Origin of the sequence: Enterovibrio qingdaonensis, from assembly GCF_028683135.1 — a bacterium.
Classification (GTDB): Bacteria; Pseudomonadota; Gammaproteobacteria; order Enterobacterales; family Vibrionaceae; genus Enterovibrio; species Enterovibrio qingdaonensis.
Map to the genome: position 1 here is coordinate 94,549 of NZ_JAJUBB010000009.1, position 14,875 is coordinate 109,423.

Annotated in this window: 13 protein-coding genes and 1 other RNA gene; 12 read left to right on the forward strand and 2 right to left on the reverse strand. The window is 49.8% G+C overall.

Annotation, left to right across the window (positions count from 1 at the left end; translation table 11 throughout):
- Window position 1: 1 nt before the first annotated feature.
- The gene (locus LRP49_RS13825) at window positions 2–370 is read right to left on the reverse strand and encodes a YraN family protein (protein WP_274142892.1); all 369 of its coding nucleotides are present in this window, start codon (window positions 368–370) and stop codon (window positions 2–4) included.
- On the reverse strand, window positions 354–2,195 hold the full coding sequence (locus tag LRP49_RS13830) for a penicillin-binding protein activator (protein ID WP_337992950.1): 1,842 nt from the start codon (window positions 2,193–2,195) through the stop codon (window positions 354–356). The genes LRP49_RS13825 and LRP49_RS13830 overlap by 17 nt, the downstream gene beginning before the upstream one ends.
- A 55-nt stretch (window positions 2,196–2,250) precedes the next feature.
- On the opposite strand from LRP49_RS13830, the gene rsmI reads away from it, so the two are divergent.
- From rsmI to murG, 12 genes are all read left to right on the forward strand, one after another.
- Complete coding sequence (gene rsmI, locus LRP49_RS13835; protein WP_274142894.1) at window positions 2,251–3,114, forward strand: 16S rRNA (cytidine(1402)-2'-O)-methyltransferase; 864 nt, start codon at window positions 2,251–2,253, stop codon at window positions 3,112–3,114.
- Window positions 3,115–3,167: 53 nt separating this feature from the next.
- An RNA gene (gene rnpB / locus LRP49_RS13840) (RNase P RNA component class A) lies at window positions 3,168–3,546 on the forward strand.
- 320 nt (window positions 3,547–3,866) lie between these two features.
- Window positions 3,867–4,325 (forward strand): division/cell wall cluster transcriptional repressor MraZ, encoded by a 459-nt coding sequence (mraZ, locus tag LRP49_RS13845; protein WP_274142895.1) that lies wholly within the window; start codon window positions 3,867–3,869, stop codon window positions 4,323–4,325.
- A gap of 12 nt (window positions 4,326–4,337) precedes the next feature.
- The gene (gene rsmH, locus LRP49_RS13850; RefSeq protein ID WP_274142896.1) at window positions 4,338–5,291 is read left to right on the forward strand and encodes a 16S rRNA (cytosine(1402)-N(4))-methyltransferase RsmH; all 954 of its coding nucleotides are present in this window, start codon (window positions 4,338–4,340) and stop codon (window positions 5,289–5,291) included.
- A complete protein-coding gene (gene ftsL, locus LRP49_RS13855; protein WP_274142897.1) occupies window positions 5,291–5,602 on the forward strand; it encodes a cell division protein FtsL in 312 nt (103 codons plus the stop codon). The genes rsmH and ftsL overlap by 1 nt, the downstream gene beginning before the upstream one ends.
- The gene (gene ftsI, locus LRP49_RS13860; RefSeq protein ID WP_274142898.1) at window positions 5,602–7,353 is read left to right on the forward strand and encodes a peptidoglycan glycosyltransferase FtsI; all 1,752 of its coding nucleotides are present in this window, start codon (window positions 5,602–5,604) and stop codon (window positions 7,351–7,353) included. Before ftsL ends, ftsI begins: the two co-directional genes overlap by 1 nt.
- Window positions 7,353–8,840 carry a UDP-N-acetylmuramoyl-L-alanyl-D-glutamate--2,6-diaminopimelate ligase gene (gene murE / locus LRP49_RS13865; RefSeq protein ID WP_274142899.1) on the forward strand — a complete coding sequence of 496 codons (1,488 nt, stop codon included), beginning with the start codon at window positions 7,353–7,355 and terminating at the stop codon, window positions 8,838–8,840. Before ftsI ends, murE begins: the two co-directional genes overlap by 1 nt.
- A complete protein-coding gene (locus tag LRP49_RS13870; protein WP_274142900.1) occupies window positions 8,837–10,198 on the forward strand; it encodes a UDP-N-acetylmuramoyl-tripeptide--D-alanyl-D-alanine ligase in 1,362 nt (453 codons plus the stop codon). The genes murE and LRP49_RS13870 overlap by 4 nt, the downstream gene beginning before the upstream one ends.
- Window positions 10,192–11,274 (forward strand): phospho-N-acetylmuramoyl-pentapeptide-transferase, encoded by a 1,083-nt coding sequence (gene mraY, locus LRP49_RS13875; protein WP_274142901.1) that lies wholly within the window; start codon window positions 10,192–10,194, stop codon window positions 11,272–11,274. The genes LRP49_RS13870 and mraY overlap by 7 nt, the downstream gene beginning before the upstream one ends.
- Complete coding sequence (gene murD / locus LRP49_RS13880; RefSeq protein ID WP_274142902.1) at window positions 11,275–12,618, forward strand: UDP-N-acetylmuramoyl-L-alanine--D-glutamate ligase; 1,344 nt, start codon at window positions 11,275–11,277, stop codon at window positions 12,616–12,618.
- Window positions 12,615–13,826 (forward strand): cell division protein FtsW, encoded by a 1,212-nt coding sequence (gene ftsW / locus LRP49_RS13885; protein WP_274142903.1) that lies wholly within the window; start codon window positions 12,615–12,617, stop codon window positions 13,824–13,826. Before murD ends, ftsW begins: the two co-directional genes overlap by 4 nt.
- Window positions 13,798–14,868, forward strand: a complete 1,071-nt coding sequence (gene murG / locus LRP49_RS13890; protein ID WP_274142904.1) for an undecaprenyldiphospho-muramoylpentapeptide beta-N-acetylglucosaminyltransferase — start codon at window positions 13,798–13,800, stop codon at window positions 14,866–14,868. The genes ftsW and murG overlap by 29 nt, the downstream gene beginning before the upstream one ends.
- Window positions 14,869–14,875 lie beyond the last annotated feature (7 nt).

Below are 14,875 nucleotides of genomic sequence, written 5' to 3' on the forward strand. Positions count from 1 at the left end.
ATTACCCTTCAATAAATATATTTTTGATCCAGTTTACCGAGTTTACCTCGCCTTCAAAAGCGACGACATCAAATCGAAACTCGGTTTGTGTTGCCGAAAGTCCTTTTTGTGATAACCAGAGGTAGGCGGATTTCAGCATTCTTTGTTGTTTTTTGTGATTCACGGTAATAGCGGCACCGCCAAATTTCTGGCTTTGACGAAATTTGACTTCAATAAAGACGAGGCATGTTCCGTCTCGCATGACGAGGTCAAGCTCACCCAATTTAAAGCGAACATTTTTGTCGATAAACAAAAGACCCTGCCGCTTGAGAAAGCGGCAGGCTTGTTGTTCATAGTGATCGCCAGACTGTTTCTTATTTAACAGAAACAATCCCCTGGTCTCCAAATTTCGCCCAAGATACTGTGCGGTTAACGGTACAGTAATCGCCCAGCGTCAGTTCGCCAGATTGGCCTTCAAAACGGTACTCAGGTAACACCTGCATTTGTGGCAGTGCTTCAATCAAGGCATAAGCATCCATACCCAAGGCGTACAGTCTGGTCATGCCGTTGTCTAAATCAGGCCATAGGTGGTGGAAGCGCTCAGACGCTGGGTGGTTTGGCTCAATCAATAGCGGCACATCACTAAATTCGATACCGCGTAGTTCGCCAATTTCGCCTACGCCTTTAACGCGGTTGTTGCTGCGGGAGCTGGCGTACAGTTTTGGCGGCTGCACATCAGGATTGATAGCGACTTCAATAAACGGCTTGAGTAGCGTTAACTCACCGGCATTTGCAACAAGATAAACGGCATCAACGTCTCGGCGGCTACGTTGTTCAGCTTCAAGATCTAGACCTGTCAGCTGCTTCATTTGTTGTATGCGGGCCTGACTTTCAGTAAGGCCAAAGACGCGTTGTACCGTTTTTTGCATTGCAGCGCGGTTTTTGAAGTACTCAACTTCGGCAGGCTCGCCAGTCAATGCTTCCCATTCTTTTGAAAACGCATCACTTACACGTTTACCAAAACCATTGCTTGGCGCAATTACAAGGGGGTACTTCTGTCCATTCTGTGCAATGTGAATGGCAGCTTGCTGCGCTTCTTGCTCTGGTGACAAAGTAAAGAAGCAAGCGTTAGGCTCGCCGTGCTCACCATTTGGGATGTTCAGAGCCAGCGTTGGGAAGCTATTTTGGCTGTCAGCCAAGAAGGCGTCGACTTTATCTTTTTGTAGTGGACCAATGACGAATTGAATGCCTTCTGCTTGCATTTTGGCAACGATGTCAGTCATTGAGGATGCGTTTGTATCGTAAAACGTTACTGCTGGCGCTTTTTCACCCGATGCGTCATCAAGCAAACCTTGGACAAAGCCGTTACGGATGGCTTCACCCTGCGCGGCGAATTTATCACTCAAAGGAAGCAACACGCCAATACGTTCAGGGCGAAGTATTTCCATAGCCTGCAATGTGGCTAGGTCTGTTGGCAAATAACGGTTTGCTGGATGTTCAGGGTTTGCAGCCAACCATTCATTTAATGCTTCTTGTTGACGTGCCGGGTGACCGGCATTGCGGCGTAATTGCGTGACAAGATCAATCCAACCAGTCAGCGTTTCATTTCCTGCCTTAGACAAGGCATTGAGATCAGGCAGCGGCATTTGAATTAAACTTTTCCAGACCTTGTCCCAATTTTTTTGCTTGTCATAGGTATCGGTTAGGTACGGAGACGCTTCAGCCCACGCAAAAACAGCACCCGGCTGATTGCCAAGCTGCTCGTAGAGTGCGCCTTTTAGTTGGTAGTAACGCTGGTATTGAGTGGCGGGCAGTTGCCAGGTTGGCTGAAAATTCAGGCTGTCTAACGCCGCTTGCGGCTGGCCTTTTTTCTCTAACAACACAGCACGGTTGAGTTGCCACTCAGACAATTGAAGCGGCGTTAGCGGAAGCTTGGCTAATCGACCAACCAATACATCTGCCTGCGCAAATTGGTTTTCTTCGATTAACGCTTTCAGCGCAAGCAAAAACCAGTCTGCTTTCTCTTCGCCTGTCGACGTTTCTGCCTGAAGCAGATAGTAGGTTGATGACTCTCGAGCAGGTGCGGTGATGTCATACTGAGGACCTTGCTCCGCTGGAGGCGTTGTCTGACATGCAGAAAGCACCAAAGCCAGCGCGATTGGTGAGAGAAGTCGTGATACACTTTTGCACTTATGGGTTATTTTACGCATGAACATCTTCTGTCCGTAACTTGTTGCCCTCTATATTAATCGCCGAAGGGTTGTGAAACAAATGACTGATGAAACTTCAACCATGGTTGACGTCTCAACTTTATATATCGTACCGACACCGATCGGAAACCTTGGTGATATCACTCAACGTGCGCTAGAGATTTTGCAGCATGTTGACATCATCGCTGCCGAGGATACCCGTCATACGGGTAGACTGTTGTCCCATTTTGGCATCACGACCCGAACTTTTGCTTTGCACGACCATAACGAGCAACAAAAAGCGGATATGTTGATCGAAAAATTGGTCAGTGGGCAGACTATTGCGTTGGTTTCTGATGCGGGCACGCCGTTGATATCGGATCCAGGGTACCACCTTGTGACGCGTTGTCGTCAGGCGGGTGTAAAAGTTGTACCACTTCCAGGGCCTTGCGCCGTTATTACAGCATTGAGTGCCTCGGGGCTTCCCTCCGATCGTTTCAGTTTTGAAGGGTTTCTTCCGCCAAAAAGCAAAGGTCGCCGTGATAAGTTCATGGAAGTTGCCAGCGACCCGCGCACCATGATTTTTTATGAATCACCGCACCGCATACTCGATACACTGGAAGATATGCTGGCAGTGCTAGGCGAAGACCGCCAAGTTGTACTGGCGCGTGAGTTAACGAAAACCTATGAGACTATTCATGGTGCTCCACTGGGAGAGTTGATCCCTTGGCTTAACGAAGACAGCAACCGTGTTCGTGGTGAAATGGTGCTGCTGATTGCTGGGCATCGTGCTGAAAAAGACGATCTGCCACCTGAAGCGACAAAAGCTGTCACGCTGCTATCAAAAGAGTTGCCGCTGAAAAAAGCAGCAGCAATTGCTGCGGAATTATACGGTGTCAAAAAAAATGCGCTGTATAAGTGGGGCTTAGAGAGTTTAGATCAATAAGATCTCGAGTTTGCGCTGGATCCCTGGCGGGGAGTTCTATATAATCCGCCGCCTGAGTTGGCCGGGTAACCGCTGCTTCGTTGATGTCCTTTGGGAGACTGACGAGGGGGAGGAAAGTCCGGGCTCCACAGGGCAGGGTGCCAGGTAACGCCTGGGGGGCGCAAGCCTACGACCAGTGCAACAGAGAGCAAACCGCCGATGGCTCTTCGGAGATCAGGTAAGGGTGAAAGGGTGCGGTAAGAGCGCACCGCGCGACTGGCAACAGTTCGTGGCACGGTAAACTCCACCCGGAGCAAGACCAAATAGGTTCCCTTTGGCGCGGCCCGCGTTGGGAACGGGTAGGTTGCTTGAGCCTGTGAGCGATTGCAGGCCTAGACGAATGGTTACCACCGTTTTACGGTACAGAACCCGGCTTATAGGCCAACTCACCAAACACCTTGAAGAAGGCGAGCATTTTGCTCGCCTTCTTTATTTGGGGCATACCACAACGACTTTTTTGGTCTCCCTCTCCGACTTTTCTAAGAAGTTTTTCTGGTATGCCGAGAGCCATTCTTAAAAAGAATGGCGTTTGGTTAAAAAAACAGCGCCGATAATTGGCGGGCAAGCCTTTGATCTAGAATGCTGTTCACGAAATTGTGAGCATTATCATCTCTTTGCCTAGCTTGACTTTCTTTTTGCCTGCTACGTACACTTCTAAGTGGGAAATAGTGGAAGAAAGTGGTTAATTTTGGGATAAAGGGGGAGTCAGTGGCATGTTGAGGGGCGTCAGCGCGATCTCACTCGACACCAAAGGTCGAGTGGCATTACCAAAGCGATATCGAGAAGAACTCGATGCGCTGTGTGATGGCGTGTTTGTATGCACCATTGATCATCAGTTACCATGCCTGCTTGTTTATCCATTGCCCGAATGGGAGCGCATTGAAGCCAAACTTTCCCGCCTATCTAGCCTCAACCCGGCAGAGCGTCGATTGCAGAGATTGCTTTTGGGTCACGCCTTTGAGTGTGAGATGGACGGACAAGGTCGACTTTTGATTTCTCCAACGTTGCGCGATTACGCGGGGCTGAGTGGGAAAGCCATGTTAGTTGGACAATTAAATAAATTTGAATTGTGGAACAGCGATAAATGGCAGCAACAGATCGATCAAGATATTCAACTTCAAGCGGAATCAGCAGAAGCATTGAGCGAACGGCTCAGTAACTTCTCGCTATAGGTACCCAAGATTATGTCAGAGCAGTTCTCACACATTTCCGTCCTTCTCCATGAATCTATCGAAGGCTTAGCCCTTAAACCCGATGGCATTTACGTTGATGGCACCTTTGGCCGTGGTGGTCACTCGCGCGAAATTTTGTCTCGATTGGGCGAAAATGGCCGTTTATACGGTATTGACCGCGACCCACAAGCAATTGCAGAAGCCGCCAAGATCAATGACCCAAGATTCAATATCATCCACGGCCCATTTTCGGGCGTCCAAGAATACATCGAAGAGCGCGGCTTAAGCGGCAAGATTGATGGCGTATTGCTTGATCTTGGTGTGTCATCCCCTCAACTTGATGACCCAGAGCGCGGTTTCAGCTTCATGCGTGACGGCCCGTTAGATATGCGTATGGATCCAACATCAGGCATTCCAGCGTCTCAATGGCTGATGGAAGCCGATGCTGATGATATCTCGTGGGTATTACGAGAGTTTGGTGAAGAGCGATTTGCGAAGCGCATCGCGCGTGCCATTGTTGCTCACCGTGAAGACGAGACCAAAGAGCCGTTGACGCGTACCTTGCAGTTGGCAAATCTTATCGCCAATGCATCCCCGTCTCGTGACAAGAAAAAACACCCAGCGACCCGCAGTTTCCAAGCGATTCGTATCTATATCAACAGTGAACTGGAAGAAATTGAAACGGCGATGCAAGGGGCACTGAATGTGTTGGCTCCTGGTGGTCGTCTTTCTATCATCAGCTTCCACTCACTGGAAGATCGTTTAGTTAAGCGTTTTATCCGCAAACAAAGCAAGGGGCCAGACGTGCCTCGTGGTGTGCCGCTGACTGAAGATCAAATTCGTGCACTTGGCAGTGCCAATATGAAGCCTGTCGGCAAAGCGTTAAAGCCAAGCGATTTGGAAGTGACTGATAATACGCGTTCTCGCAGCTCAGTACTGCGTGTTGCAGAAAAACTGGGTGACTAATGGATCAGACGCCAGGGCTAACTAAACAGATTATTCGGGATTTGACCTCCATTGGTCGAGCCCCGCTGATTTTATTGGTTCTGGTGTTGTTATCTGCCCTTGCGGTCGTTTATATCACTCAGCAAACGCGGTCTGTTATTGCATTGCAAGACAGGCTGCTTATTGAACGCGAGCGCCTTGATGTTGAGTGGCGAAACCAAATTTTGGAAGAGCATGCCCTGTCGGAGCATAGCCGCGTCGAAGAAATGGCGAGGCGGGATCAAGATATGATTCGTCCCGACAACAAACGTGAAATCATAGTGAGCCAATAGTGTTTAAGGGAAAAAACAAACCTAAAAATCCTCGGGCGATAAAGCAGGTGCCAACGTTTATCAAATGGCGCTTCGTTACGGTTTGTATCTTTATTTCTTTGGCACTTTTCGGCCTCATCGCTCGTGCTGCCTACATTCAAGTGATCGAACCTGATCGCCTTCGTTACGAAGGCGATTTGCGTTCAGTCCGAGTCAAAGCCCTCCCATCTGCCCGTGGCATGATCTCTGATCGAAATGGTGAACCCTTAGCGGTTAGCGTGCCTGTTCAAGCTGTTTACGTTGACCCCGTTACTGTGTTTAAAAACGGCGGATTGGCGGAAACAGATCGCTGGTACGCCTTGGCAGATGTACTCGGTCTCGACCGCAAAGAGATGCTGGCTCGCATAGAAAAGAACAAGAAAAAGCGCTTTATCTACCTTCAGCGACAAGTCGGCCCAGCTATGTCTGAGTACGTAAAAAGCCTAAAACTGCCGGGGATTGGCCTTAACGATGAATCTCGTCGTTTTTATCCTACCGGTGAGGTTAGTGCTCACTTAGTTGGCGTGACAGGTATCGACGGACGCGGCTTGGAAGGCATCGAGCGCGGTTACGACGGTTGGCTCAGTGGTGAGCCTGGACGACGTACTGTTCGAAAAGACCGATATGGCCGAGTTGTTGAAAATATCTCTTTGGAAGCGAAAGAAGAAGGGAAACCGCTAGAGCTGAGTATTGATCAGCGTCTGCAGGCGATTTCATACCGTGCGATAAAACAAGCTGTCGCTGATTACCGTGCTACCTCAGGCTCACTGGTCATGGTGGATGTGCGGACCGGCGAAGTGCTTGCAATGGTTAACGCGCCGTCCTACAACCCGAATAATCGCTCGGATCTTAAAAGTTTCAAAATGCGTAACCGCGCCATCACTGATGTGTTTGAACCCGGTTCTACCATTAAGCCTCTCGTTGTACTTGCTGCATTGGAAAACGGCGTCGCTGATGAACACACGATTATTGATACCGGCAACGGCATTATGTCGATTGGTGGTGCACGTGTTCGTGATGTCTCTAAGGTTGGCAAAGCAGACCTTCGGAAAATTCTCAAAAAATCCAGCAACATTGGCGTAAGTAAGTTGTCTCTATCTATGCCAGTTGATGCGTTGTTGGGGCTTTACAGCAGTTTTGGCATTGGTGATGCCACGGGTGTAAACCTGATTGGCGAGTCTTTTGGTTTATATCCCAACCGTCGACGTTGGTCTGACTTTGAGCGTGCGACGCTGGCCTTTGGTTACGGATTATCGATTACGCCTGCGCAGTTAGCGCGTGCTTACGCCACTCTGGGTAGCCTTGGGATCAACCGACCACTTTCCATTTTGAAAACAGAAGCGGTTGTACCGGGCAAGCAAGTTGCTTCACGTGAAAATACACGCAAGCTGCTCGATATGTTGGAGTCTGTGACCGAAAAAGGTGGCAGTGCCCATCGTGCTGCAGTGCCAGGATATCGAGTCGGTGCAAAGACAGGTACGGCGAAAGTCGCTGTGGCGGGTGGCTACGGTGATGAATACATTGGATACACAGCGGGAATTGCGCCTATTAGCGATCCACGTATTGCCTTGGTGGTTGTGATCAACGAACCACAAGGTGACAAATATTACGGCGGCCAAGTTGCGGCCCCCGTCTTTTCTGAAGTGATGAAAAGCGCGTTACAGATTTTGAATATTGCACCGGATGCGGAGCAGTCCCAGTTACAACTTGCTAATACAAACAGGCAGAACTGATGCCGAATACAAGTCTTAAAAATCTATTGGCACCCTGGTATCACCTTGAGCAGGATGTCGTTATCTCAGGCCTGAAATTGGACAATCGCCATATTCAGACTGGAGATGTTTTCGTGGCCATCCAAGGGCACGCATTAGATGCGCGTCGATTTATTCCTGACGCGATTGCAGCTGGTGCTGCTGCCGTTATTGCCGACGATGGCGATACCAATGGTAAGTTCGGAGTTGAAATACATGGCAATGTGCCTGTTATTGCGTTTCCGCATTTGAAATCCACGCTTTCTGAAATATCTGCGCGCTATTTTCAGCAACCGAGCCAGGCAATGACCGTGATTGGTGTGACCGGGACGAACGGTAAAACAACCATCAGCCAGCTTGTGGCGCAGTGGATTGATTTGCTTGATGGTAAAGCGGCAGTGATGGGCACCACGGGCAACGGATTTTTAGCGTCTCTTGAACCCGCTCTTAATACCACAGGGAGCGCAGTGGACATTCAAGAGCAGCTTGCGCGATTTCATGCGGCAGGTGCCTCTCATGTTGCAATGGAAGTTTCTTCCCACGGTTTAGTTCAAGATCGCGTGAAAGCGGTTGCATTCGACGCAGCCATTTTTACCAACCTTAGTCGTGACCATCTTGATTATCACGGCACCATGGAAGCCTACGCCGAAGCAAAACTGCGCCTATTTACCCATTATGGAACGCCTGTGTCCGTGATCAATGCAGACGACAGTGTTGGTGCAGAGTGGTTACGCAGCATGCCAGAAGCCATTGCGGTGTCGATGTCCGCAGCCGATGTAGCTTCACATCAGGGACGTAAGCTTTGGTTGACTCACGTTGACTATGCGACCAGTGGCGTGAGCATCGCGTTTGATTCTGATTGGGGGACAGGGCAATTTACAGCACCGCTTGTCGGTGAGTTTAATGTCATGAACCTGCTATTGAGCCTAGCAACCCTACTGGGGTTGGGGTACGACAAAGAAGCATTGATAGCTTCGGCATCACAACTTCAAGCCGTTATTGGTCGTATGGAAGTTTTTCATCACCCTGACAAACCTATGATGGTGGTGGATTATGCTCACACCCCCGATGCGCTAGAGAAGGCTCTTCTTGCATTGCGCCGCCATTGTGACTCAAAACTTTGGTGCATTTTCGGTTGTGGTGGCGATCGCGATAGCGGCAAACGCCCAATGATGGCTGAAATTGCTGAACGCCTTTCGGACAACGCTATTTTGACTGATGATAATCCGCGTTCAGAATCTCCAGTGACCATCGTTGAGGACATGCTGAAAGGAATGGCGCATCCGAATGACGCCATCGTCTTGCATGATCGCGCTGAAGCTTGCCGTTATGCCTTTGAGAATGCATCGACAAACGATGTGATATTGGTCGCAGGTAAAGGGCATGAAGATTATCAGGTTCTTGCTTCCGGCACGGTTCACTATTCAGATCGTGAAACCGTACAAGCACTGCTGGAGGGAGAGGTATGATTCCAGTTTCATTAACGACATTGCGCGACGTATTAAAGGCAGATCTTGTCGGTAAAGATGTCACGATTGATGCCGTTTCAACGGACACAAGGACGTTGGGTGACGGTGCTTTGTTTGTGGCGTTAGTTGGCGAGCGTTTTGATGCGCATGATTTCGTCGAAACAGCGAAAAACAATGGTGCATCCGCAGTGCTTATTTCTAAGCCTGTAGACATCGACTTGCCTCAATTAGTGGTGGAAAACACCACGTTCGCACTCGGACAACTCGGTGCGTGGGTAAAATCGCAGTGTAATGTGAAGACCATTGCCCTTACTGGCAGCTGTGGCAAAACCACTGTCAAAGAAATGCTAGCCGCCATTTTGTCGCGCAAAGGACAAACCCTTTATACCGCAGGCAATTTTAATAACGATATCGGTGTGCCTCTGACGCTGCTTCGTTTACAGCCATCGGATGATTTCGCTGTGATGGAGCTAGGTGCGAATCATATTGGCGAAATTGCATATACCACACAACTTGTGAAACCAGACATTGCGTTGGTAACAAACTTAGCCGCAGCGCACCTTGAAGGGTTCGGCTCTTTAGCGGGTGTGGCAAAGGCGAAAGGCGAAATATACGAAGGACTTGCTCCAGGTTCCATCGCCATTGTGAATTTGGACAGCAACGGTGGCGATGCATGGACATCGGTATTGGCGGATAAGCGTGTTCAGACCATGACGGTGAGCGACGTGCCTGCTGATTTTCATGCAAAGAATATTCAACAGCTTGAGTCTGGCTGCTATGCATTTACGCTGGTAACGCCAGATGGTGAGTTTCCTGTTTCGCTAAGTCTTCCTGGTGAACACAACGTCGCGAATGCGGTATTGGCGGCGATGACTGCGATGAATATCGACGGAATTACCGCCGATGACGTTATGGAAGGGCTGGCATCCGTGGCACCTGTTAAAGGGCGTGGTGCCATTAGTTTCCCTCGTCCAAACCTACGATTGATTGATGACAGCTATAACGCCAGTCTGGCGGCAATGAAGGCTGCAGTTGATCTACTAGACGGTTTTGACGGTGAAAAAGTGATTGTGCTTGCTGATATGGCCGAGATGGGGGAACACTCTGCCTCTGTGCATCAAGAAGTGGCAGATCACCTTGCTAATGCATCCATTCAGACTGTTATTACTCATGGACCGGCCAGCACTGTGATTAGTGCGCAGTGTGGTGGTCAACATTTCGAGCAAAAAGACGCGCTCATTGCGCATGTAGTAGAACTCATGAAAACAAAACCTGAAGTATCCGTGCTGGTCAAAGGTGCCAACGGAATGAAAATGTGGGAAGTGGTATCAGCCATCGAGGAGGCAGCAAAATGCTAGATTGGCTATCAGATCTTCTGACGCAACAGTTTTCCTTCTTCCGTCTGTTCGATTACCTGACGTTTCGTGCGATCTTGAGTGTCCTAACCGCACTTTTACTTTCCCTTTGGATGGGCCCTCGCCTTATTGCACGCCTTCAAATGCTGCAAATTGGTCAAGTTGTTCGTAACGAAGGTCCTGAATCTCATTTCAGCAAGCGCGGTACGCCTACCATGGGCGGCATTATGATCCTGACTGCGATCACTGTGACCGTATTGCTTTGGGCGGATTTATCGAACCCTTACGTTTGGGCGGTGCTATTCGTGACCTTGGGCTATGGTGCAATCGGCTTTGTCGATGATTACCGTAAAGTGGTCCGAAAGAACACGGATGGTCTCATCGCGCGCTGGAAGTACTTCTGGCAGTCAGCCATTGCGCTGATTGTGGCGTTTGCGCTGTATGCACACGGTAAAGATACCGCAGCCACGCAACTTGTCGTTCCTTTCTTTAAAGACGTGATGCCGCAACTTGGTTTGTTCTACGTCGTCTTCACTTATTTTGTCATTGTCGGTACCAGTAATGCCGTTAACCTCACGGACGGACTAGATGGCCTTGCCATTATGCCTACCGTGATGGTTGCCAGCGGTTTTGCGTTTATCGCATGGGCAACGGGTAACGTGAACTTCGCTGAGTACCTGCACATCCCGTACATCAAAGACGCGGATGAGCTGGTGGTCGTCTGTGCAGCCATTGTGGGGGCTGGTCTTGGTTTCCTCTGGTTCAATACTTATCCGGCTCAAGTCTTTATGGGCGATGTAGGCTCGCTGGCACTTGGCGGAGCACTGGGCACGATTGCTGTGCTGGTGCGTCAGGAGTTTTTGCTAGTGATCATGGGTGGTGTATTCGTAATGGAAACCCTGTCAGTGATTCTGCAGGTAGGTTCTTACAAGCTACGCGGACAACGTATTTTCCGCATGGCTCCGATACACCATCACTATGAGTTAAAAGGTTGGCCGGAGCCGCGCGTTATCGTGCGATTCTGGATCATTACGCTGATGCTGGTTCTTGCCGGACTGGCTACCTTGAAGGTGCGCTAGATGAACACGGTAGCCGCAACAAAAAACATTGTGGTAATAGGGCTCGGTATGACCGGGCTCTCCGTCGTTAAGCACCTTGTAAAAAAAGCCGACGGCGCGACCATCCGTGTGATTGATACCCGTACTAACCCGCCGGGTGCTGAACAGCTTCCTGCAAACGTTGCCCTGCATGCTGGCGGCTGGAATATGGAGTGGTTACTAACTGCTGACCAGATTGTTGCCAGTCCGGGGGTTGCGCTTGCCACTCCTGAACTTCGTGCAGCATCAGAGCAAGGTATTGAGATTGTCGGTGACATAGAACTGTTCGCTCGTGATGTCTCTAAACCCGTCATCGGTATTACTGGTTCAAACGGCAAGAGTACGGTAACGAGCCTTGTTGGTGAAATGGCAAAAGCTGACGGCGTTAATGTCGGTGTTGGTGGCAACATTGGCTTTGCTGCACTGGACATGTTAGCGAATGACCATGATCTGTATGTCCTTGAACTTTCCAGCTTCCAATTGGAAACCACCTCATCGCTGGACATGGTGGCGGCGGTATTTCTGAACCTGTCTGAAGATCACATGGATCGTTACGACGGAATGGAAGACTACCGCCAAGCAAAACTGCGTATATTCGAACAGACCCAATTGGCGGTCTGGAACCACGATGATCTGCAAACGAAAGCTCAAACTTCAGTAAAAGCGATAAGCTTTGGTTTTGCTGAAGGTGACTACACACTCACTCGCCGTGATGGTGAAGAGTGGCTGACTGCAAACGGTGAGCAAGTGATGGCAGTTTCTGAGATTGCCCTAGTTGGCCGCCATAACGTTGCAAACTGTCTCGCTGCCATGGCATTGGCTGATGCTGCTGGCATTTCTCGCAATGCACAACGTGCAGCAATGCGTGAATACACGGGCTTACCTCATCGCTGTCAGCAAGTAATTAAACACGATGGCGTGCTTTGGGTGAATGACTCGAAAGCCACCAACCCTGCAAGTACCCTAGCCGCGCTTGATGGCCTGCAACTTGCGGGTAAATTACATTTACTTGTCGGCGGTGACGGCAAAGGCGCGGAGTTTTCCTCGCTTAAGCCCGTATTGGATAAGCTTGATGTTGCACTTTATTGCTATGGTCGCGACGGACATGCGTTTACAGCGTTAGTCGCTGAACCGATTGTTGTTGAGACCATGCAGCAAGCCATGGATATCGCTGCCGAAACGTCGAAGGAAGGAGATATGGTGTTGCTTTCTCCTGCGTGTGCGAGCTTTGACCAGTTCCCCAATTTCATGGTGCGCGGCGACACCTTTGCAGGTTATGCACGAGAAATCACTGCACGTCATTCAGAGGAGAGTATCTCAGGATGATGGGAATCAAGTGGGAAGACATCAATGTCTGGCGTTGGGCGACGAAGCCTGCGCCAACCGCTTTGTATGACCGTCAACTGGTATGGCTCTCTTTTGGGTTGATGATGGTCGGCCTGATAATGGTGTCGTCAGCATCAATACCCGTGTCGACACGCTTGGTTGATCAGCCGTTCTACTTTGCAATGCGACAGGGAATTTACCTGTTTGGCGCGATCATTCTCGCGGGATTCGCGATGCAAATTCCGCTGTCACGCTGGCAGCAATTAAGCATCCCAATGCTACTTGTCTCTTTGTTTCTGTTGTTTGCCGTTCTGTTTGTGGGCCGTTCGGTGAATGGCGCGGTGCGTTGGCTACCATTGGGCGTGATTAACCTCCAGCCAGCAGAAGTGGCAAAACTCTCTCTATTCTTATTCATCTCTGGTTACTTGGTGCGTCGTCAGGGTGAAGTACGAGAAAGCTTCCGTGGCTTTTTTAAGCCGCTTGCCGTGCTGGTGGTGATAGCAGTCTTGCTTCTGGCTCAGCCGGATCTGGGGTCGGTCATTGTGATGTTTGTGACAACCGTCGGCATGCTGTTTATTGCGGGTGCTAAGTTGTGGCAATTCGGTGCGTTGCTCGCAACTGGGCTGGGGTTAGTGGGCGCACTGATTCTAGCAGAGCCATACCGCGTAGCGCGTGTGACCTCATTCTTAGACCCGTGGGATGACCCTTTTGGTAAAGGCTATCAGCTAACGCAATCTCTTATGGCATTTGGTCGTGGTGATTGGTTTGGGCAGGGGCTAGGTAATTCCATTCAGAAATTGGAATACCTGCCAGAAGCGCATACCGACTTTGTTGTTGCCGTTTTGGCCGAAGAGTTAGGTTTGATCGGCGTAACTCTGGTTCTATTAATGGTGTTTGCACTGGTATTCCGTGCGCTTTTTATCGGCAAACGATGCCTTGAGAATGATCAGCTATTTGGTGGCTATCTTGCGTTTGGTATCGGTATTTGGTTTGCGTTTCAGGCCTTGGTCAATGTCGGTGCCGCCGCAGGTATCATGCCGACGAAAGGTCTGACATTGCCGCTTGTAAGTTACGGCGGTTCAAGTTTGTTTGTTATGTCTACTGCGGTTGCGCTTCTGTTGAGAATCGATCATGAATATCGATTAGAAACCGCGCAAGCGCATCAGCGAATTGTGTCTCATGAAAAACGAAAAAGAACAAAAGAATAAAAGACTCCTTGTCATGGCTGGCGGAACCGGTGGCCATGTTTTTCCAGGGCTTGCTGTTGCACAAGAGCTACAGCAACAAGGCTGGGAAATTCGCTGGCTGGGTACTGCAGACCGTATGGAAGCGGAACTCGTGCCAAAACATGGTATTGAGATCGATTTTATTCATGTAAAAGGGCTGCGTGGTGCAGGGTTTGCGCGTAAACTGCTTGCCCCTTGGATGATATTGAACGCCGTCATTCAAGCGAGAAAATACATCAAGCAGTGGAAACCCGACGCTGTGCTCGGTATGGGTGGGTACGTCAGTGGCCCTGGTGGATTAGCTGCATGGTTATGTGGCGTCCCTGTCGTGTTGCACGAACAGAATGCCGTGGCAGGTTTGACCAACAGTTGGTTGGCAAAGATTGCCAAACGCGTGTTGCAGGCATTCCCTGGTGCATTTGCAGATAAAGAAGTGGTGGGTAACCCAGTTCGAAAAGATGTGTGTGAACTGCCACAGGCTCCCGCTTATCAAGATGGCGAGCCACTAAAGGTATTGGTGATGGGCGGAAGCCAAGGGGCGAGAATTCTGAACCATACCGTGCCGGAAGCCATTGCATTGGTAAAACGTCCGATTGTTGTCAGACACCAAGCGGGCAAAGGCGCAAAAGATGATACGCAGGCGAGATATCAATCAGCTGGTGTAGATTGCGTCGAGGTGACAGAGTTTATCGATGATGTCGCGGCTGCTTACCAATGGGCAGATATGCTGATTTGTCGTTCGGGCGCACTCACAGTTTCAGAAGTGTCTGTGGCGGGCGTTCCCGCGATCTTCGTGCCTTTCATGCACAAAGATCGTCAACAAGCACTGAATGCAGAGCACCTGGTAGATAACGGTGCCGCCGTGATGCTGGAACAGCCAGACCTGACAGCACAAAAGCTGGCAGAGATTCTAGAAAAACAAAATTCAACGTCTTTGACTGCGATGTCAGAAGCAGCACGAAAAGCGGGCATCAAAGATGCCGCAGTGCGCGTGGCAGATGTCATCAAAGAAGTCGCAAATTAAGAGAAGA